The sequence below is a fragment of the Frondihabitans sp. PhB188 genome, assembly GCF_003752365.1.
Classification (GTDB): Bacteria; Actinomycetota; Actinomycetes; order Actinomycetales; family Microbacteriaceae; genus Frondihabitans.
The window spans coordinates 79,901-100,347 of record NZ_RJUO01000004.1; the positions used below are offsets into that span (position 1 = coordinate 79,901).

Here is a 20,447-nt window from a genome sequence, read left to right on the forward strand (position 1 = left end):
AACGGAAAACAGATCTCATGCAGAAACGCACTTTGGGCCAGAAAGGCCTCACCACATCCACCCTCGGTTACGGCTCGATGGGGATTTCGATCCCCTACGGCGCCGGCGATGAGCAGGGTGGAACCGCAGCGATCCAAAAGGCCCACGAGCAGGGCTTGACGTTCTTCGATACCGCTGAGAAGTACAGCTGGGGCGAGAACGAGGACTCTTTCGTCAGGTGGGGACGAGGTGACCGCCGGCACCGACTCTCACCCGGTTCCGCGAGAAGGCGGCCAACGCCTGATCCGCATCACCCCATTTCACGAATCGCCGGAGCCGCTCCTCCGGCTGAGACAGGAGGTCGAAGAGCTGGCAGCGGAAGATCGTCGTGGCAAGGTCAGCCACGAGGGTGAGGCGCAGATGGTCGGGCCGTTCGAGTCGGTCCGGGTGTTTGAGGTCGTTGTTCGTGTTCGCGATCAGGCGCGCCACATCCTGAGATGAGCCGATCCGCGAGACGTCCACATTGGCCGCGGTAATGCAGCGGTCAATTTGGGCCCACATGGCCGTACCGGATCTACGGTCGGGATCCCGGTAGAAGCCGAGCGCGTCCAGTGCCATGGCGAGCATCATTACTTGCGGCTCTAGAAATTTCGATGCTCCGTTGAGGACCTCGACGGCTGGCTCAATAGCTCGGCGGAAGACGTCGTCTTGGTAGAGGGATACCCAACGACGTAGGCCTCGAGTGCCGAGGTCGGCAAGGTCCAGTGCGGCCACAGCGAACGACGCGTCCCTTGCGGCCGGCAGCGTGGCGTCCTCCGCGGTCCTCGCGTGTATAAGGTCCGTGAAGATGGCCAGACGGGGAGGACCAGCGAGCATCCAAGTCGGAAAGGTGCTATCCCGGATGCGGTGACGTCGCCAGCGAATCGGCGCCGCATACAAGAGGGTAAGGAGTGCGCGGATCGGCCACTGGGCGGTGAGGTGTTCCTCCGGGGTCGCACCCCGGTGCGCGTGCGTGACGATAGCTGCTTCAGATTCGACGTGGAATCGGCTGCCTGATCGTGCCGACCAGGGGGCGTTTTCCACGATCGAGTAGGTGAAGCCCGCCACACGGAACGACAGAGGCGAGGGGGCAGCGACGGTGACAGTGAGGGTTCCTGCCGCTTCGTCCGACGTCTCTACAGGTCGGAAGTTCGCCCAAGGCGTCAGCCCGTCCATGTTGGTCATCATCTCGCGTAGTTTGTAGCTTGTCTTGACTCTCCGGGGCCGGCCCAAGATGGTGCAGTCCGGTTGCAGGGTGCCGGTCACGAACGAGGATCCGGTATGGCGGGCCCAGCGGATGCCGGTCATGGTCGCCATTCCGGCGTGCTCGGCGAACACGAGCGTCTCGGGCGGCTTCCTCTCCCGGAACCAGCGAGAGGCCTGCTCAAACTGCGGGATCCCGTCGATGAATGGGATCTCCACCTCGACACGTCCGCGTTTATCCATGGTCAGGTTCGCTGCTTGTAGCAAGTCATTGAAGGAGGGGTCGATGATTTGACCAGCCCGCGACATGCCTGGCGTCAACATGATGCTCACGATTTGAGAGTACGACGTGCCGAGCGGCGTCGGCACGCTCATCTCAGCGGTAACAGCTCTGAGCCCCCGGCCAATCGGCTTCCAGAATGGGCTGCCCTGCTTGGGCAATGCCTCATTGATCTCGTAGATCAAGGAAACGAGTACGTTTAGGTTTTGGGCGTAGCGCCAGGCGTCGAACTTGCGAACTGGCATGTCGTCGCTTTCCAGTGCGGACTTGAGTGCACGTAGGATCGATGATTTACCACCCCCCCAAGTTCCGTAGATGCGAACCGTGTACCTCGCTGGACGTACGTTAGTCACTCCGGGTACGAGGGCGTCGACGTATTTGTCATACCCGAGACCAAGGGAACTGATGTCGACTTAGTTGGCTCCGGCCCGGGGAATCGCTTCGGGCGTCCATGGCGAGCGAATAGACCTCTTTTCCGTGGTTGAGAACACCTGATGCACCTGCATGAAGTTACTTGCATTCCTCTGCACCGACCCAAGGACGAAAGTCACGATGGAGGCCGGTGGGGCCAGCGCCCATCGCCTCACGGGACCGAAACCTTCGCTAAGCCCCCCGAGAAACGTCGAGGGCGCCGAATGCGTGTCAATATGAGGGTTGTCTGACCGATCGGGGGGGAAATGGGAGTACATGCTTGGAGCGGCGCGGAGTTCCAGCAATACTGCATGGCGGTACTCAGTCGGCGATACGCCAGGGCTAATCCCCATGCTTTCCAGACGGTGCCGGACAAGGACCAAGGCGACCTCGGCATGGAGGCTTTTTCTCATGACGGCGCGGCCTATCAGTGCTACGTCGCGGAAGAGCCGCTAAGCGTCACGAAGTTGTACGAGAAGCAGCGCGACAAGATGAGCACCGACTTAAACAAATTACTCGTCAAGAAGGACGACGTCGCAAACCTTCTGGGGTCGAGCAAGCTAAAGAAGTATGTCTTTCTTGTTCCCCGATTCGATAGTAAGAAGCTCGTACTCCATGCCAACAACAAGGTCAATGACGTTTTGTCCTGGAACCTCCCGTTCATTCACTCAGAGTTTCGAATCGTCATTGAGACCCTGGACAACTACCAGACCGAGTCTCGCGAAATCAACGAGCTGCCCCTTCCCTTGATTTCGGTCGAACCCTTGGGGCCGGAAGAAACCCAGGTGTGGTCGGGCGGGAACATGACCCTTTTCGACACGGCTAAGTCCAAGATCTCAGCCGTCACGGACTCACCAACGATCGCAACCGCGATTGTGGAGACCCTGCTGAAGCAGTACCTAGAAGGCGAGAACGCGCTCCAGCGACTCAAAGAAGTGGCGCCGGACAACTATCAGAATGTTCTTTCTGCTCGCTCGAATAAGGAGAGCTTGCTCGTCATCGAGCACCCCCCTTCGAGCTTGTCGTCTCCTACATCCCTTCCAGCCATCATGGATGAGCTGTCCGCCAATTTCTCGCGCGAAAACCCAAACTTTAACAAGACGCTGTCCGACAGGCTTGCCTGGGCCTCGATTGGCGACTGGCTCATGCGTTGTCCGATGGATTTTGGCGCCCCATGAGCGACTCCGAGCTACTCCGGGACTTCTTTGACTCGGTACCTGGCACTCCGCAGTTCCGCCGCCGAAACGAATCAATACCCGGGGACCTTCGGGTGGCCTGGAGGATAAGCGCCGTCTGCCTCTTGCTCACCAAGGGTCGCGCCAATTCTTTAGCACTCGAGCACTTGCACGTGCTCTGGTGGGCAATCCGATCGACGGTGTCGCAAATCCAGGTCGTTCGAGCCTTCGACGGGCAAAGCCGACCCGACGATTTGCTCGTGCGATTCGACCCTTCGCTTGCCGTGAGCCTCGACCTTGCCCTTGGAGCAGGGCTCATAGAAAGGGGCGCGACCGGAACGATGAAACTCACTCCGGCTGGCTTGCTTCTCGCGCTAAATATCTTGGACACGGCCGAAGCCTTCGAAGGGGAGAAGCTCTTCCTCAAGAAACTCCCCTCCAAAATCACGAAGACTCAATTTGAAAGAATCCTGGCTTGGAAATGACAACGGCACTTCGACTCGACGCTCTTGAACTATCCGTCACTACAACGCGAGGAGCGGCCGGTCGAGTCATCTACTTCCAGGACGGCTTGAACCTTATCCGCGCTGACAACTCCTCCGGCAAGTCGACCGCCCTCCAAGCGATTGTCTACGCCCTCGGCTTGGAGGGCATGCTGAACGCTAGCCGGCGAATCCCCCTAGCTCACGCTATGACCGACCGAATTGAGATTGACGGGCAGGACGCAAAAGTCACAGAATCTTACGTTGCTCTCCAGTTCCGCAACGCTGCTGGCGAAGTGGCCACCGCTAAGCGTTGGGCAGTCAACGCAAGAGTCAAGAAAGATCTTGTGACAGTCGAAGCTGGGCCGGCTATCACGAGTTCAGGGGATTACGCAGCGCGAGACTACTTCGTACGACTCGCGGGCGCCGCCCAAAACGACTCTGGGTTTCACAAGTACCTTGCGGACTTCATAGGGCTCGACTTACCCCGAGTCACCCGTACCGACGGGGGCGAAGCACCCCTCTACCTGGAGACTATTTTCCCGTACTCCTACGTCGAGCAAAAACACGGGTGGAGTAGCATTCAGGCGCGCCTACCCAACTATCTAGGCATTCGCGATGTGGGAAAGCGATCGGCCGAGTTCGTGCTCGGGCTTGACGTCTTTGCACGCATCCAGCAGCGTCAACGCGTTGCATCCAACGTCAGCGAACTCGAGAAGGCGTGGCAGCGCACAAGCAAGGACCTAATCGACGGGGCAGCTCGATATGGCGCAGTTTTCAGTCAAGTCTTGCCGCGTCTTGCAGGATTCGAGTCAAACGGCCTACCCCGTCCTCTCGTGTCCATCACGTCAGGAGCTTGGACAGAGATCTCAGAGGCAATCGCCGATCTTGAGGCCCAATTAGTTGAATGGGAGAAAGGGACAAGTCCGACGGCTCAAGCTACCTCGGAAGAAGGGGCAAGGGAACTGGGTGCCGCGGAAGCCGGCCTGCGGCAGGCCATTTCCATCTCCACGGCCGTCCGCGAAGAGGAGTCCGAAGTCGCTGGACGCGTCCTCCAACTCGACCTACGAATTGAGGCACTGTCCGATGACCTGCAAAGACATAAGGACAGTAGAACCCTGGCAAATCTCGGATCAGCCGTCTCAACCTCGCTCCTTGCCGAACACGTGTGTCCGACCTGTCATCAGGACATCGAAGACGGTGCCGACATCACGACACACGCCATGACAATAGAAGAGAACATCACCTTCATCGATCGCCAACTCGAAACCTTTCGCGCCACAAAAGCAGACCTCACGCGAGTCCAGCAGGCCATGCTCGTAAGACTTGAAAGCCTCGAAAGGCAAGCGCATGACTTCCGTGGCCAAATTCGAGCGTTGAAAGAAACCCTGACGAGCGCTAACTCTTCCCCTAGCGTCTCGGCCATCAGGCGTCGGCTTACGACTGAAGACCGCCTCGCCTCGCTTCGAACTGGACGCGAAGAACTTGACCGAATCGGTCTGGTTCTTGCCGAAACGGCTAGCGACTGGTCCCAGCAGAAACTTCTTCTGAAGAGTCTAGGAAGGACCGGATTAAGCGAACTTGACGAGCAGAAGATTACCGAGCTGCAAGATCTTATGAGGTCGCAACTCACCGACTACCAGTTCAACTCGCTAAGGCCGTCCGAAGTCGACGTCAGCCAGGAGACCTATCGACCGGTTCATGAAGGCTTTGACCTCGGTTTCGACATATCTGCAAGTGACATGATCCGCGTCATCTGGGCCTACCTCTTCGGCGTAATGGACGTAGGAGTAAAAGCCGGATCGCACATCGGACTACTCATTTTTGACGAACCTAAGCAGCAAGAGACAGCACGCGAAAGCTACGAGGCCCTGCTGAAGCACGCGTCAACACGTCTTGCGCCCGGGGCACAAGTTATCTTCGCGACCAGCGAGTCGGCCGCAAGTCTCGTGGACATGCTCCAGACAGACAAGCATCTAGTCGCGAACTTGGAGCCTGGGGAAAAATTGCTCCAAACTACTCAAATCTTTTGAAATGAGGTCAATGCACGGGCCGAGGCGATCCTAAAGGCCTAAGGAAATTGTTCGCCGCGGTCCTCTCAGGTCCATCCGTGCCGCGAGACTCTGAAGACTTTTTAGGTCACGCTGGCCGCTGTGATCGGCCAGATCACTTAGCGAAATATTCGCTCGGATCGCTTCTGCCATGAAACCCAATCGCAGTGCCGTAGGTGACAATGCATGGGGATCCATTCCCGCCTCGAGAGCGCGTCGCCGAAGCATGGCACCTATTAAGTGCCGCTCGAGGCTTCGGTCCAGAATTTGGCCATTGCGATCAATGCTTGGAAAGAGAAGTCCTGAACGGAAAGTCCCCATCACCCCTTTTTCGCAGAAGTGAACGTCGCCACTAAAGTCAGCGGTCAACGATCGCCCCCTCCGACGCATCGCCCACTGCGCGAACGCGCAGGCCGGGCACGTCGCAGGGCTTGTGCCCTTCACGAGCTGCACCGATCTCGATTCACGCCTCGACATCCTTCCAACCGCCGGTACTTCCACGATCAAGTCTCCCGACTCATCGACGGATACGTCTGACGTCTGCACTGCAAGCAGTTCCTGCACTAACAAAGCCCCGGCGAAATTGAACAAGATCAGGCATCGATCTCGCGCCGCCCTAATGGACGCGGCATCGGGGGCGCTTTGGATGCCTTCGAGTAACTTCCTTACATCAGCAATGCCAATGGCGCGACTGTGAGTCAGGGCTGGGCGTTCAAGCTGGATTTGACGCATTGCTTCACGAACAGCGACATCGTCGCCGGGCAACGGTGCCCCGGTTCGCGTATGCGCCCAGTTGATGGCGGCAAGAGCTTGACGGATGGTGCCGCTCGAATACCTCCATGAGCCGTCTTGCAACACCTGATTCGACATTTCCGTCAGGTACGCCAGGACTATTCGAGGAGGTCGCGGGCTCGTCGGTTCCAACGCCGTCTTTGGAGCTGAACCGTCCCAACCGCCACCCTCGAGCCAATGGGAAAAGCTTCGCAACGCACGTTCGTAGGCAGCTCGAGTCGAGGAGGCAATTGAGTCAACTGACATTAACACGGCCCACCCGAAGTCGTAGCGGGGACTCGAACAGCGAGAGAGTCGTAGATTCCATCACGCATTTTGTCCGGTTTCCAATCAGGACACTTAGTTTGAAAATCGGACAAATAGAGCGCCACTTGTCAACAGCGACGCTACGCAGGCATATCCACGAACCGCGAGAACATCCCGTGGAACGCCACCGTGATCGTGTCGGTGGGGCCGTTGCGGTGCTTGGCCACGATGAAGTCGGCCTCGCCCTGGCGGGGGTTGTCTTTCTCGTAGGCCGACTCACGGTGCAGCAGGATGACCATGTCGGCGTCCTGCTCGAGCGAGCCCGACTCGCGGAGGTCGCTGATCGCGGGCTTCTTGTCGGCGCGCTGCTCGGGACCACGGTTGAGCTGCGAGAGCGCGATGACCGGAACCTGGAGCTCCTTGGCCATGAGCTTCAAGGCACGCGAGAACTCCGAGACCTCCTGCTGGCGGCTCTCGACCTTCTTGCCGGAGGTCATCAGCTGGAGGTAGTCGATGACGACGAGCTTGAGGCCCACCTGCTGCTTGAGACGACGGCACTTGGCGCGGATCTCGACGAGGGTCATGTTGGGGGAGTCGTCGATGTAGAAGGGCGCGTCGTTGATGCGACCGCGCGTCTGGGCGATGGTGGTCCAGTCGCGGGCATCGACTGTTCCTTTGCGCATGTTCTGCAGCGGAACGCTGGACTCGGCCGACATGAGGCGCATGGCGATCTCGGACCGCCCCATCTCGAGGGAGAAGAACACGCTGGGCTCGTTGTGCTTGATCGAGGCCGCGCGGCAGAGGTCGAGAGCGAGCGTCGACTTTCCGAGCGCTGGTCGGGCGGCGATGATGATGAGCTGACCCGGGTGGAGGCCGTTGGTCAGGGCGTCGAGCTGGGCGAAGCCGGTCGGCACGCCCGTCATCTGGCCGTCGCGGCCGGCGGCGGCCTCGATCTCGTCGATGGCCGCGGTGACCGCGTCGGTCAACGGGACGTAGTCTTCGGTCTGCACGCCGCCAGCGACGTTGTAGACCTCCGCCTGCGCGTTGTTGACGAGGTCGATGACCTCGCCCTCGCTGGCGTAGCCCATCTGCACGATGCGGGTGCCCGCCTCGACGAGGCGGCGCAGCACGGCCTTCTCGGCGACGATCGACGCGTAGTAGCCGGCGTTGGCGGCGGTCGGCACGAGGCTGGTGAGCGTGTGGAGGTACTCGGCGCCGCCCGCGCGGCTGAGCTCGCCGGCCTTGGTCAGCTCGTCGGTGACGGCGATGACGTCGGTGGGCTCGCCGTGCGAGTACAGGCCGAGCAGGGCGTTGAAGATGACCTCGTGCTTCGGCAGGTAGAAGTCGGCGGCGCGGACGGTCTCGATGACGTCGGCCGTGGCGTCTTTCGAGAGCAGCATGCCGCCGATGGTGCTCTGCTCGGCGAGGAGGTCGTGGGGCGGCGTGCGACGGTCGTAACCGGCTGAGCCGTAGCCCGGTGCGCTCGTTCCTGCACCCGAGGACGAGTTGGAGGTGTACTGCGCCGAAGAGCCGCGGTCGCCCGATGCGTCGTTGGGGGCGAGTCCGAGATGGGCAATCGACACGGGGGCCTCCTGGCGGGTTCGGGGGAGCGGTTCTGGATGCTGCGTGCTCTTGGTCTACCGCCACCCTCCGACACCGTCGTCGGAGGGCTGGCAGCAACGCCGAGACCGGGTGAGAAAAGCGCGCGGGAACATCTCGGTGAGCACCCTTCGGGTGGTGCGTGATCCGACGATTCCGCGCCTGGTTGAGGGCGCTGTCACACACTAGGGACTTGACCCCCGTCGCTCCAAACAGGCCTGTGGATAACGGTGTGGAGAATCTGGGAGAAACGCCGGGTCAACCTGGGGACAACTGTGGACAGTCCTGTGGAGAACAAACTTTCTTTGGCCCGCACACGCCCTCTGACCAGGTGTTTCTGTTTCCACACCCACTGTGTGAAAAGTAACTTGAATCGAGGGTTGAAGGTTGATGATTCGTGACGCCCCTGTGCACAAAACGCTTGACACGGTGTCCCCCGAGCCGGTACGAGACAGCACTTCTGCGGACACGCGGTACCCCTTAAACGCCGATAGCGGCACATGCAAATGCATGCGCCGCTATCGAACGGGTGCTACTTGGCAGCGACCACCTGAAGGGCGATCGTGGCCACGACGTCTTCGCGCAGACGGATGGTGGCTTCGTGCTCACCGGTCAGCTTGATGGCGTTGGGGATCTCGACCTTGCGCTTGTCGATCGTGCCGACGCCCTGAGCCGAGACGGCAGCGGCGACATCGGCCGGCTTGACGGAGCCGAAGAGGCGCCCGCCCGTGCCGGTCTTGACGGGAAGCGTGATCTTGACGGCCTCGAGGCGGGCCTTCATGTCTTTCGCCTCCTCGATCGTCTTGAGCTCACGCGAAGCGCGGGCGGCCTTGATCGACTCGACCTGCTTCTCGCCACCGCGGGTCCACACGACACCGAATCCCTGGGGAACCAGGTAGTTGCGTGCGTAGCCGTTCTTGACGTCGACGACGTCGCCGGCCGAACCGAGGCCGGAGACCTCGTGGATGAGGATTACCTTAGACATTCGCTACTCCCTAGCGGATCAGCGGCCGGAGCCGGCGTAGGGGAGGAGCGCCATCTCACGGGCGTTCTTCACGGCACGGGCGATGAGGCGCTGCTCCTGGACGGAGACGCCGGTGATGCGGCGAGCACGGATCTTTCCGCGCTCCGAGATGAACTTGCGAAGGGTCGCGACGTCTTTGTAGTCGATGACGCCGACGCGGATCGCCTTCGCGGGAGCGGCGTTCTTGCCGCCCTTTCCGCGGAGGGGCTTGCGGCGGTCGCCGCTGCTCTTTCCAGCCATTGGATTCTGCTTTCAGTAATGAAGAAAATGAGGGATCAGGAGCGGGTGCCCCCGAACGACGAACTCAGAAAGGCGTCTCGTCGTTGTAGGTGCCGCCGCCGGGGGTGTTCCACACGTCGCCGGAGGAGCCGGAGCCGGACGAACCCGCTGAGCCCCCACCGGTCTGCGCGGGCTGACCCCACGGCTCGTCGGCCTGACCGCCGCCGTTGCCGCCGCCGACAGGCTGACGGCTCTGGCCGCCGCCGTTGCCGCCAAAGGATCCGCCGCCGTCGCGAGACGACGATGCGCGGGTCACCTGGGCGGTGGCGTAGCGGAGCGAGGGGCCGATCTCGTCGATCTCGAGCTCCATCGAGGTGCGCTTCTCGCCCTCTTTGGTCTCGTACGAGCGCTGCTTCAGGCGCCCCTGCGCCATGACGCGGGAGCCCTTCGTCAGCGAGGCGGCAACGTGCTCGGCGAACTCACGCCACACGCTGGCGCGCAGGAACAGCGCCTCGCCGTCCTTCCACTCGTTCGACGCGCGGTCGAACGTGCGGGGGGTCGACGCGATCGTGAAGTTCGCGACCGCGAGCCCGTTCTGCGTATAACGCAGCTCGGGGTCGGAGGTCAGGTTGCCCACGACGGTGATGACGGTTTCGCCGGCCACGGGCTACTCCGCGCTCGAAGCGGCGGGGGCAGCGGCGGCGGGAGCCTTCGCCGGAGCGGCAGCCTTGCGGGCGGCCTTCTCGTCGGCGAGCTTCTTGGCCTTGGCGACCATCTCGATGCCCTCTTCGGCGCGAAGGACCTTCGTGCGCAGAACGGCCTCCGAGAGACCGAGCTGACGGTCGAGCTCCTTGGTGGCGTCGGGGTTCGCGGTCAGGTTCACGACGGCGTAGATGCCCTCGTTCTTCTTCGCAATCTCGTAGGCCAGGCGACGACGGCCCCAGATGTCGACGTTGTCGATCGATCCACCGTCGTTGCGGATGACGTTGAGGAACTTGTCCAAGCTCGGAGCGACAGTGCGCTCATCGATCTCGGGGTCAAGGATCACCATCAATTCGTACTGATGCATGTCTAACCCACCTCCTTCGGACTTAACGGCCACAGTATTTCTGTGGCAGGAGGGTAGTGGCATCGTGCAGTGCAGTGAGCGCGCAGGAACTGCGGCCACTCCAAGCAACCTTGACAGCCTACCGGGTCAGCGCTGCGTCCACCAGCCCAGCAGGCGCCGGGTGGCCTCTTCCTCGCCGAGGGGCCCCTCTTCCGTCCGCAGCTCGAGCAGGAACCGGTACGCCTCGCCGACCTCGCGCGACGGCTTGATGCCGAGGATCGACTGGATCTGGTCGCCGTCGAGGTCGGGACGCATCGAGTCGAGCTCCTCCTGCTCGCGCAGGACGGCGATGCGCTGCTCGAGGTCGTCGTAGGCGAACCCGAGCCGGTCGGCCTTGCGGCGGTTGCGCGTGGTGACGTCGGCGCGCGTGAGCATGTGCAGGCGCTCCAGCTGGTCTCCGGCGTCGCGGACATAGCGGCGCACGGCCGAGTCGGTCCACTCGCCGTCGGTGTAGCCGAAGAAGCGGAGGTGCAGCTCGATCAGCCGGTAGACCGCGCCGATCGTGTCGTTGTCGAAGCGCAGGGCCTTCAGCCGCTTCTTCGCGAGCTTCGCGCCGACCACGTCGTGGTGGTGGAAGGTGACCACTCCGCCGGCCTCGAGCCGGCGCGTCGCCGGCTTGCCGATGTCGTGCAGCAGCGCGGCGATGCGCAGGGTCAGGTCCGGGGGAGTGCCCGGGTGGCGCTCCTCCTCATAGCCGATCGCCTGCTCGAGCACGGTGAGGCTGTGCTCGAAGACGTCTTTGTGGTGGTGGTGCTCGTCGCGCTCGAGCATCATGGCCGGCAGCTCCGGCAGGATCAGCGCCGCGATGCCCGTGTCTACCAGGAGCCGGACGCCAGGAACGGGGTCGTCCGACCTCAGCAGCTTCGAGAGCTCGTCGTTGACGCGCTCCACCGACACGATCTCGAGCGTCCGGGCGCGATCGACCATGGCGGCGAACACGGCCTCCGAAACGGTGAAGCCGAGCTGCGCCGTGAAGCGCGCCGCCCGCATCATCCGGAGCGGGTCGTCGCGGAAGCTTTCCTCCGGCGTCCCGGGCGTCTCAAGCGACTTCGCCAGCAGGTGCTCCACGCCCCCCGACGGATCGACGAGCACGCGCTCGGGCAGGCGGAGCGCCATCGCGTTCACGGTGAAGTCGCGCCGCACGAGGTCGCCCTCGAGCGAGTCGCCGAACTCGACCTCGGGCTTGCGGGTCTCGCCGTCGTAGACGTCGCTGCGGTAGGTGGTGATCTCGACGGTCTCGCCCTGGATGCGGGCGGCGATCGTGCCGAAGGCGCGGCCGACGTCCCAGGTGGCGTCCGAGATCGGCTCGACGATGGCGAGGATCTCATCGGGGAGGGCCGAGGTCGTGAAGTCGAAGTCGTTCACCGCTCGGCCGAGGAAGGCGTCGCGGACCGGACCGCCGACCAGGGCGAGCTCGTGGCCGGCGGCCTTGAAGGCTCGCGCCAGCCTGTCGACCGGCCCGGTCGAGGCGAGCGTGTCGAGCCTCTCGAGAGCTCCCGCGACAGATTCCATGACGGTCAAGCTTGCCACAGCGGGCCTCCCGCCGAGTTGTCCACAGGCCGGGCGCTTCGCCCAGTCTTCTCTGGACTCTTTCCCTAGACTCGCTAACGCCCTCATGAGAATCCTTTCCGCGCTCGCTGTCGCAGCCCTCGCCGTCGCCGCCCTCGGGGTCGGCCTGCCGGTCCTGCCTGCGACTGCCGCCGCGGCCGACGGAACCGTGACGGTGTCGGTGTCGCCTCGGGCGAGCGGGGTCATCCGCGACGGCGACGGTCTGAAGGCGACGGTGACCGTCCACAACGGCACCGACGCCGATCTCGACGCCGGCACCGCCCAGGTCTTCCTCGACCGGGCCACCTTCTCGAGCCGCGACCAGATCGACGCCTGGTTCGACCGCTCGGCAAGCGACACGCGCGACGCCCTCGGCTCGTTCATGACGAGCGTCGCGGTCCCCTCCATCGACGCCGGCGCCACCTCGTCGGCGGTCACGATCGACCTCTCCTCCGAGACGCTCTCCCTGAACGGCTACGACTGGGGGGCCAAGGCGTTCGGCGTCCGCTACAGCTCGGGCGGCGCCGCTCTCACCGAGGCCCACTCGAGCGTCGTCTGGTACCCGAACGACAGCTTCCAGGCGACCCGGCTGGCCGTGGCCGTGCCTCTCACCGTGCCCGAGTCGACCAGCGGCCTGATCTCGAGCGAGGCCCTGGCGAGCTACACGTCCGAGAACGGCGTTCTGACGCAGGAACTCGACGCCGTCCGCAACCGCGACGTCGCTATCGGCATCGACCCGATGATCCTCGCCTCCATCCGGATCCTCGGCAACGTCGCCCCGCCTTCGTCGATCACCTGGCTCCGCCGTCTCGAGACGGCGACGAACGAGACGTTCTCCCTCTCCTACGGCGACTCCGACATCTCGGCGATGCGCCAGGCCGGTGCCACGACGCTCCAGAAGCCGATCGACTTCACCGACGCGATCGCCGCCCAGGAGGCCGCCGAGCCCGACTCGTACGTCGCGACGGACGACACGACCGGCGCCGGCCAGACACCGCCTGCCGACGCGACCGCACCGGCGACGGAGGCCCCGACCGGGACGCCGACGTCGGTGCCCCCGACCTCGACCGTGCCGACGACGGAGTCGCTGCTCGCCTTCGCCTACACCGAGAGCGATGTGGCCTGGCCGCTGGAGGGGACGGTGGCGTCGGGCGACCTTCCGATCTTCAAGTCGTCGGGCGTGAAGACCACGGTCCTGTCGAGCAGCAACGTCAGCACGTCGTCCGACACGACCGAGAACGCCGCCATCGACGTGTCCTCCTATAAGACCGTCGTCTCCGACGCCGAGATCTCGTCCATGATGCGCGACGCCGTCTCGGCCGGCAGCGTCTCGGAGTGGCGAAGCGACGTCGCCCAGCTGTCGGCCGAGCTGGCCACTCTCACCCACGAGCGCCCGAGCGACGCCCGCACGCTTTTCGCCACGCTCGGACGCAACTGGGCGACCACGGGGTCGCGCCTCGACGAGACGCTCGACGCCCTGGCCACGATGAACTGGGTCTCGACGGTGCGCTTCTCCGCGGCCGCCTCGGCATCGTCGAGCGACGCCACCCTCGCCGCCAAGAAGGCCTCCGCATCGCGCGTCTCGGCTCTCGAGCCGCTCGTGGAGGCCCAGGACGACCTGCAGAGGTTCTCCACCGCCCTCAAGACGCCGTCGACCGTGACCGCCAAGGAGCGCCTGCGGGTGCTCGCGCTCTCGGGTACGGCGTGGAGCGACAACCCGAGCGGTCTCGCTTCCGAGGTGGCGAAGGTCCGCACCCAGGTCGACCGCATCCGGAGCCAGATCGGCGTCGTCCAGAGCAGCGACGTGAACATCCTCGGCGACCGCTCCTCGCTGCCGATCTTCGTCCGCAACGACACCGCCTCGGCGGCGACCGTCTACCTGCGGGTGCAGCCGTCGAACTACTACCTCAGCGTCCAGCAGAAGGCCATCGCCGTGACCATCCAGCCCGACTCGCAGACCCGCGTCACCGTGCCGGTGCAGTCGGTCGCGAACGGCAAGGTCATGCTGACGCTGTCGCTCGCCACGAAAGACGGCGTCACCGTCTCGACGCCCTCCGAAGTCGCCATCAACGTGCGCGCCGGGTGGGAGACCGTCATCACGGCCATCTTCGCCGCTGCCGTCGTCCTGCTGTTCGGCGGCGGCATCTACCGGAGCATCCGCCGACGTCGCCGAGGCAAGTCGGGCGACGAGGGCGACGACGCGACGACGCCCGACCCGGCGGCCGGCACGTGAGCGCGCTCGACCCGGTCGGCGCCGAGAACCCCGAGCCCGGCGCGGTCTCCGGAGTTCCTGCGGCGCAGTCGGCTCCGGTCATGAAGGCTCGCAGCCTCGGACGCGCCAGCGCGCTGCTCGCGGGCGGCACGATCGTCTCGCGCGTGCTCGGCTTCGCCAAGACGGCTGTGCTCGCCGCGGCCATCGGCCAGACCGGGAGCCGCGCGGCCGACGCGTTCACGGTGTCGAACCAGCTGCCGAACAACATCTACGCCCTGGTGGCGGGAGGCCTGCTGAGCGCCGTGCTCGTGCCGCAGATCGTGAAGGCGGCCAAGGGCCCCGACGGCGGTCAGCGGTACATCAACAAGATCGTCACGCTCGGCACGACCGTCTTCCTGGTGGTGACACTGATCGGAACCCTGGCGGCGCCGTTCCTCGTCAACCTCTACGCGCACCAATCCGACACCGGCAAGGCGGGTTTCTCGCCCGAGGCCATAGCCCTGGCGACCGCTTTCGCTTACTGGTGCCTACCGCAGATCTTCTTCTACGCGATCTACTCGCTGCTGAGCGAGGTGCTCAACGCGAGACAGATCTTCGGGCCGTTCACCTGGGCCCCGGTGCTCAACAACGTCGTCTCGATCCTCGGCCTCGTCGTCTTCATGGTGCTGTTCGGGGGAGCGGGCGAGAACAGCCTGGTCGCGGACTGGACGCCCGGCCGCATCGTCGTGCTCGCCGGAACCGCGACGCTGGGCGTGGCGGCCCAGGCCGCCTTCCTCCTGCTGTTCTGGCGCCGGGCCGGCCTCACGTTCAAGCCCGACTTCACGTGGCGAGGCGTCGGCCTCGGCGCGACGGGCAAGGCGGCCGCCTGGATGTTCGCGCTGATCCTCGTCACGCAGCTCGCCGGCATCGTGCAGAGCAACGTGGCGACCATCGGCACGGGCGCCTCGAGTGCCGTGCTGTCGAACGCGTGGCTGATCTTCATGCTCCCGCACGGAATCATCACCGTCTCGATCGCGACTGCCTACTTCACCTCCATGACCGCCGACGCCGATCGCGGCGACCTCCGCGCTGTTCGCAACAACCTGTCGTCGTCGCTCCGCACCATCGGCATGTTCATCGTCTTCGCCGCAGTCGCCCTGTCGGTCGTGGCCTACCCGTTCGCGCGCTTCTACGAGTCGCGCTACGACTACGTCGCGGCGATGGCCCACGTGATCCTGGCCTACCTGCCGGGGCTGATCCTCTTCAGCATGCTGTTCGTGCTGCAGCGGGTGTTCTTCGCCTTCCACGAGCAGCGCACCGTCTTCTTCATGCAGCTGGTCCAGTCGGGTGTCTTCGTCGCGGGCGCCCTCCTCTGCTCGGCGGTCGTGCCGGCCGATCACATCGCCGTCGCTGTGGCGATCACGACCTCCGTGGCGGGCAGCGCCCAGGCGGTCGTCGCTCTCGTTCTCGTGCACCGTCGAATCGGCGGGCTCGACGGACGCTGGGTCGCTCGGCGCCACATCCAGTACCTCGTCTTCTCGGTGATCGCCGGGGTCGTGGGCGTTCTCGTCGTGACGGGACTGGGGGGTTACCACCCAGGCGGCTTCGGTCTCTCCGGCCGCGTTCCGGCCATTCTCACGGTGATCATCGCCGGACTGGTGATGGCGGCGGTGTACCTCGGGCTGCTCACGGTGGCACGGATACCCGAGCTCTCGGCGATGACGAAGCCCGTGCTCCGTCGCCTGCGGCGCTCGTAGGCGCGTACCCCGAGTTCCTGCGTCCCTTACCGGCACCTGAGAGCCCCGGGGCACACGGAATACGCGGAAGCTAGGCTGTGTTTCACCGCACAGGCAACCGGACACACGGTCGCCACCCCAATCGAAAGGTCGCAATGCGTCAGGTCATCATCATCGGTTCCGGCCCCGCCGGTTACACCGCTGCGATCTACGCCGGTCGTGCCGGTCTGGCGCCCCTCGTGGTCGCCAGCTCCGTCGAAGCCGGCGGCGAGCTCATGAAGACCACCGAGATCGAGAACTTCCCAGGCTTCCCCGAGGGTCTTCAGGGCCCCGAGCTCATGTTCAAGATGCAGGAGCAGGCCGAGAAGTTCGGCGCCGAGGTTCTCCTCGACGACGTCGTCGAGCTGGACCTCAGCGGCGACATCAAGAAGGTCACGCTCGGTTCGGGCGCGGTCGAAGAGGCACTCACGGTGATCTTCGCGACGGGCTCCGCCTACCGCAAGCTCGGCGTCGAAGGCGAAGAGCGCCTCTCGGGCCGCGGTGTCTCGTGGTGCGCCACGTGCGACGGCTTCTTCTTCAAGCAGAAGGAGATCGCGGTCGTGGGCGGCGGCGACTCCGCCATGGAGGAGGCCACCTTCCTCACGCGCTTCGCCACCAAGGTCTATGTCATCCACCGCGGCGACACCCTCCGCGCGTCGAAGATCATGCAGGACCGCGCTTTCGACAACGAGAAGATCGAGTTCCTCTGGAACAAGAAGGTCACCGCCGTCACCGGCGACGAGAAGGCGGCCGGCGTCACGCTGACCGACACCGTCGACGGCACCGAGTCGCACCTGGACCTCGAGGGCCTGTTCATCGCGATCGGCAACGACCCGCGCGTGCACCTCGTCCACAACCAGCTCGACCTGACCTCCGACGGCACCATCGCCGTCGAGGGCCGCTCGTCGAAGACCAACCTCAAGGGCGTGTTCGCCGCTGGCGACGTCATCGACATCACCTACCGTCAGGCCATCACGGCTGCCGGTTCGGGCACCGTCGCAGCCCTCGACGCCGAGCACTACCTCGCCGGCCTCGACAAGGCCGTTCTCGACCAGGCCCAGGGCGCGGCGCCGGCCGAGCCCGTCACCGCCTCCGCCTAGTTCCTGCACCTCCAGAATTCGACTTCTCCACGAAAGGGGAACCCCATGAGCAACGCAACCGCAGTGACCGACGCCAGCTTCGAGCAGGACGTCCTCAACTCCGACGAGACGATCCTCGTCGACTTCTGGGCCGAGTGGTGTGGCCCGTGCCGCGCCGTCTCGCCCATCCTCGACCAGATCGCCGAAGAGCACGCCGGCAAGATCAAGATCGTCAAGCTCAACGTCGACGACAACCCCCAGATGGCCATGAAGTACCAGATCACGTCGATCCCGGCGATGAAGGTCTTCAAGTCGGGTGAGGTCGCCAAGACCATCATCGGCGCCAAGCCCAAGCCGGCCCTCGAGGCCGACCTGGCGGACTTCCTCGCGTAGCCAACCGCGACGAGAGCCCGCCCAGCAACCACGCTGGGCGGGCTTTCATCTGTTAACAGGCGACTTCCGAACGACTCGGCGCTCTCACCCCGACCCGTATTCTTAACCGAAACCCCCACACAGACAGGGCACTCCATGACCAACCAGGGCACCAACCTCGATCCGTGGTACGACAGCTACGCAGACCGCACGGCAGGCCTCAGCGCCTCCGAGGTGCGAGCCCTGTTCGCCGTCGCCTCGCGCCCCGAGGTCGTGTCTCTGGCCGGCGGGATGCCGTACGTGTCGGCGCTGCCGAAGGAGATGGTGCTCGGGTCCATCGAGAAGGTCATGCACGCCAACGGCCCGATGGCGCTGCAGTACGGCTCGGGGCAGGGCACACCGGCGATCCGAGAGCACATCATGCAGATCATGGCGCTCGAGGGCATCCGGGGGAGCGCCGACAACGTCGTCGTGACGACCGGCTCGCAGCAGGCGCTCGACCTCGTGACGCGCCTGTTCATCAACCCCGGCGACGTCGTGCTCGCCGAGTCGCCCAGCTACGTCGGCGCGCTCGGGGTGTTCCGTGCGTATCAGGCCGACGTGGTGCACGTCGCGATGGACGACGAGGGCCTCGTGCCGGAGTCGCTGCGAGAGACCATCGTCGCTCTCGAGGCCGCCGGTCGCCCGATCAAGTTCCTGTATACGATTCCGAACTTCCACAACCCCGCCGGGGTCACGCTGACCTGGGCGCGTCGCCTCGAGATCCTCGACATCTGCCGATCGCACGGGATCCTCGTGCTCGAGGACAACCCGTACGGCCTCCTCTACTTCGATCAGCCGGCACCGCAGGCGATGCGCTCGGTCGACGACGAGGGCGTCATCTACCTGGGCTCGTTCTCGAAGACGCTCGCCCCGGGCTTCCGAGTCGGATGGGCTTTGGCACCCCACGCCATCCGAGAGAAGCTCATCCTCGCCAACGAGAGCGCGACTCTCGCGCCGAACTCGTTCGGCCAGTACGTCATCACCGAGTACCTCGACCAGACCGACTGGAAGGGGCAGATCGATACCTTCCGCGGAATCTACTCCGAGCGACGCGATGCGATGCTGTCGGCGCTGGGGGAGTACCTGCCCTCGCTGACGTGGACGAGACCCGATGGCGGCTTCTTCGTCTGGGTCACGCTGCCCGACGAGCTGGACTCGAAAGCGATGCTGCCGCGCGCGGTGAAGGAGCTCGTCGCGTACACGCCCGGCACAGCGTTCTTCTCGGACGGCCAGGGTCGGTCGAACATCCGGCTGTCGTTCTGCTACCCCACGCCGGAGTCGATCCGGCTCGGAGTGAGCCGACTCGCGACCGTCATCAACGGCGAGATCGACCTTCTGCGCACTTTCGGCGGTGCGAGCATGATGCAGTCGATCCCGACTCGATCCGGCGTGGGAAACCCGCCTCCGAACATTCTCTGAACCACCCTCTGATCTGCACTTCTTCCCCGCACGAAGGCTCAGAACCGAAATGAAGGCACTCTTTACATGACCACGCCCCTCATTCCCGCCTCGATTCGCACAGTGACCGTCCTCGCGGGCGGAATCAGCCACGAACGCGACGTCTCGCTCCGATCGGGTCGACGCGTCGCCGACAGCCTCATCGCCCACGGCGTGAAGGTCGAGCTGCGCGACCCCGACGCGTCGCTTCTCGGACACCTTCAGACGACTCGGCCCGACGTCGTGTGGCCGGCGCTGCACGGAGCGAGCGGTGAAGACGGCGCCCTGCGCGGACTCCTCGAGGCGGTCGACATTCCCTTCGTCGGGTCACGCGCGACAGCCGCGCGACTCGCATGGGACAAGCCGACGGCCAAGGCGCTCGTCGCTCGGGCCGGGGTCCGAACGCCACGGAGCATCACCCTGTCGCACGACTCGTTCCGTGAGCTCGGCGCGGCGAGCGTGCTCGAAGCGATCGGCGAGGAGCACCCCGTCCCTGTCGTCGTGAAGCCCGCCCGCGGTGGTTCCGCGCAGGGTGTCACGGTTGTCGACGACGTGGCCGGCCTGCCCCGCGCCATGGTGGACGCCTACACCTACTGCGAAGACGTCATCATCGAGCAGAAGATCGTCGGAACCGAGATCGCCGTCGGGGTTCTGGACACCGGCGACGGCCCAGTGGCCCTGCCTGCCGTCGAGATCGTTCCGCGTTCGGGATTGTACGGATTCGAAGCGCGCTACAACGCGGGGGAGACCCGGTTCTTTACGCCCGCACGTCTCTCGGAGGAGGTCGCCGCGGCGGCCGCCGTCGCTGCTGTGGCGGCGCACGAGGCGCTCGGCCTGCGTCACCTGTCACGCGTCGACCTCATTGTCGACGCGGCCGGAACCCCGTGGTTCCTCGAGGTCAACGTGCTGCCCGGGCTGACAGAGACGTCGCTCGTGCCGCTGGCGCTCGAGGCCGCCGGGTACGACCTGGGCTGGGTCTACGCGGAGCTGGCGCAGAAGGCGATCGCTGACCACAGGGCGTGAGGCGCGGGCGCGCGATTGCTCTGAGATTGGCAAGGATGTGCGGGGTAGACGTCCTTGTGGCGTGTGCCATTCGCGGCGGCGATCCTTGTGGCACGCGCACTCGATGGCGCTCTTCCTCGTGAGCGTGCGCGGCGTCCTTTTCGAGGGATCGCGTTGGCTGGCGCCACTCGTTGGGCTTCGCAAGGATGTGCGAGGTCGGCGTCCTTGTAGGCGGCGCACTCTCCACCGCACTTCCTTGGGGGCCGTGCGCCTAGAGCCTCGTCTCCTCGTGAGCGTGCACTCCGTCCTTACCTAAGGATCGCGCTGGCCCGCGCTGCGACTGGCGCCTCGCAAGGACACGCGAGGTCGGCGTCCTTGTAGGCGGCGCACTCC

General features: G+C 64.5%; 16 protein-coding genes. 9 read left to right on the forward strand and 7 right to left on the reverse strand.

What is annotated here, in order from left to right:
• Positions 1 to 213: 213 nt before the first annotated feature.
• The gene (locus tag EDF46_RS12400) at positions 214 to 1,908 is read right to left on the reverse strand and encodes a P-loop NTPase fold protein (RefSeq protein ID WP_123506633.1); all 1,695 of its coding nucleotides are present in this window, start codon (positions 1,906 to 1,908) and stop codon (positions 214 to 216) included.
• A 315-nt stretch (positions 1,909 to 2,223) separates the two neighbouring features.
• Between EDF46_RS12400 and EDF46_RS12405 the strand changes: the two genes are divergently transcribed.
• Genes EDF46_RS12405 through EDF46_RS12415 form a run of 3 tightly spaced genes read left to right on the forward strand, consistent with a single transcriptional unit; the run spans position 2,224 to position 5,602 of the window.
• Positions 2,224 to 3,090 carry a hypothetical protein gene (locus tag EDF46_RS12405; protein ID WP_148061209.1) on the forward strand — a complete coding sequence of 289 codons (867 nt, stop codon included), beginning with the start codon at positions 2,224 to 2,226 and terminating at the stop codon, positions 3,088 to 3,090.
• The gene (locus EDF46_RS12410) at positions 3,087 to 3,572 is read left to right on the forward strand and encodes a hypothetical protein (RefSeq protein ID WP_148061210.1); all 486 of its coding nucleotides are present in this window, start codon (positions 3,087 to 3,089) and stop codon (positions 3,570 to 3,572) included. The genes EDF46_RS12405 and EDF46_RS12410 overlap by 4 nt, the downstream gene beginning before the upstream one ends.
• On the forward strand, positions 3,569 to 5,602 hold the full coding sequence (locus EDF46_RS12415; protein ID WP_123506636.1) for an AAA family ATPase: 2,034 nt from the start codon (positions 3,569 to 3,571) through the stop codon (positions 5,600 to 5,602). The genes EDF46_RS12410 and EDF46_RS12415 overlap by 4 nt, the downstream gene beginning before the upstream one ends.
• A gap of 1,196 nt (positions 5,603 to 6,798) precedes the next feature.
• On the opposite strand, the gene dnaB is transcribed toward EDF46_RS12415, so the two are convergent.
• The 6 genes from dnaB to EDF46_RS12445 all read right to left on the reverse strand — a co-directional run bounded on the left by dnaB (position 6,799) and on the right by EDF46_RS12445 (position 12,120).
• Positions 6,799 to 8,241 carry a replicative DNA helicase gene (dnaB, locus tag EDF46_RS12420; protein WP_255410963.1) on the reverse strand — a complete coding sequence of 481 codons (1,443 nt, stop codon included), beginning with the start codon at positions 8,239 to 8,241 and terminating at the stop codon, positions 6,799 to 6,801.
• Positions 8,242 to 8,789: 548 nt separating this feature from the next.
• Positions 8,790 to 9,242 (reverse strand): 50S ribosomal protein L9, encoded by a 453-nt coding sequence (gene rplI / locus EDF46_RS12425; RefSeq protein ID WP_123506637.1) that lies wholly within the window; start codon positions 9,240 to 9,242, stop codon positions 8,790 to 8,792.
• Positions 9,243 to 9,260: 18 nt separating this feature from the next.
• Complete coding sequence (rpsR, locus tag EDF46_RS12430) at positions 9,261 to 9,521, reverse strand: 30S ribosomal protein S18 (RefSeq protein ID WP_055964231.1); 261 nt, start codon at positions 9,519 to 9,521, stop codon at positions 9,261 to 9,263.
• Positions 9,522 to 9,585: 64 nt separating this feature from the next.
• Entirely contained in the window at positions 9,586 to 10,164 is a 579-nt protein-coding gene (locus EDF46_RS12435; protein ID WP_123506638.1) for a single-stranded DNA-binding protein, read from the reverse strand.
• 3 nt (positions 10,165 to 10,167) lie between these two features.
• Positions 10,168 to 10,569 carry a 30S ribosomal protein S6 gene (gene rpsF / locus EDF46_RS12440; RefSeq protein WP_123506639.1) on the reverse strand — a complete coding sequence of 134 codons (402 nt, stop codon included), beginning with the start codon at positions 10,567 to 10,569 and terminating at the stop codon, positions 10,168 to 10,170.
• Positions 10,570 to 10,695: 126 nt separating this feature from the next.
• The gene (locus tag EDF46_RS12445; RefSeq protein WP_123506640.1) at positions 10,696 to 12,120 is read right to left on the reverse strand and encodes a CCA tRNA nucleotidyltransferase; all 1,425 of its coding nucleotides are present in this window, start codon (positions 12,118 to 12,120) and stop codon (positions 10,696 to 10,698) included.
• A gap of 103 nt (positions 12,121 to 12,223) precedes the next feature.
• Between EDF46_RS12445 and EDF46_RS12450 the strand changes: the two genes are divergently transcribed.
• The 6 genes from EDF46_RS12450 to EDF46_RS12475 all read left to right on the forward strand — a co-directional run bounded on the left by EDF46_RS12450 (position 12,224) and on the right by EDF46_RS12475 (position 20,075).
• Positions 12,224 to 14,389: a DUF6049 family protein gene (locus tag EDF46_RS12450; protein ID WP_123506641.1), complete on the forward strand. Its 2,166-nt coding sequence runs from the start codon at positions 12,224 to 12,226 to the stop codon at positions 14,387 to 14,389.
• Positions 14,386 to 16,104: a murein biosynthesis integral membrane protein MurJ gene (murJ, locus tag EDF46_RS12455; protein WP_233580023.1), complete on the forward strand. Its 1,719-nt coding sequence runs from the start codon at positions 14,386 to 14,388 to the stop codon at positions 16,102 to 16,104. Before EDF46_RS12450 ends, murJ begins: the two co-directional genes overlap by 4 nt.
• A gap of 134 nt (positions 16,105 to 16,238) precedes the next feature.
• The gene (gene trxB, locus EDF46_RS12460; protein WP_123506642.1) at positions 16,239 to 17,222 is read left to right on the forward strand and encodes a thioredoxin-disulfide reductase; all 984 of its coding nucleotides are present in this window, start codon (positions 16,239 to 16,241) and stop codon (positions 17,220 to 17,222) included.
• A gap of 45 nt (positions 17,223 to 17,267) precedes the next feature.
• Positions 17,268 to 17,594, forward strand: a complete 327-nt coding sequence (trxA, locus tag EDF46_RS12465) for a thioredoxin (RefSeq protein WP_123506643.1) — start codon at positions 17,268 to 17,270, stop codon at positions 17,592 to 17,594.
• Positions 17,595 to 17,729: 135 nt separating this feature from the next.
• A complete protein-coding gene (locus EDF46_RS12470; protein WP_123506644.1) occupies positions 17,730 to 19,034 on the forward strand; it encodes a PLP-dependent aminotransferase family protein in 1,305 nt (434 codons plus the stop codon).
• 66 nt (positions 19,035 to 19,100) lie between these two features.
• Positions 19,101 to 20,075 (forward strand): D-alanine--D-alanine ligase, encoded by a 975-nt coding sequence (locus tag EDF46_RS12475; RefSeq protein ID WP_123506645.1) that lies wholly within the window; start codon positions 19,101 to 19,103, stop codon positions 20,073 to 20,075.
• The last annotated feature ends 372 nt before the right edge of the window (positions 20,076 to 20,447 follow it).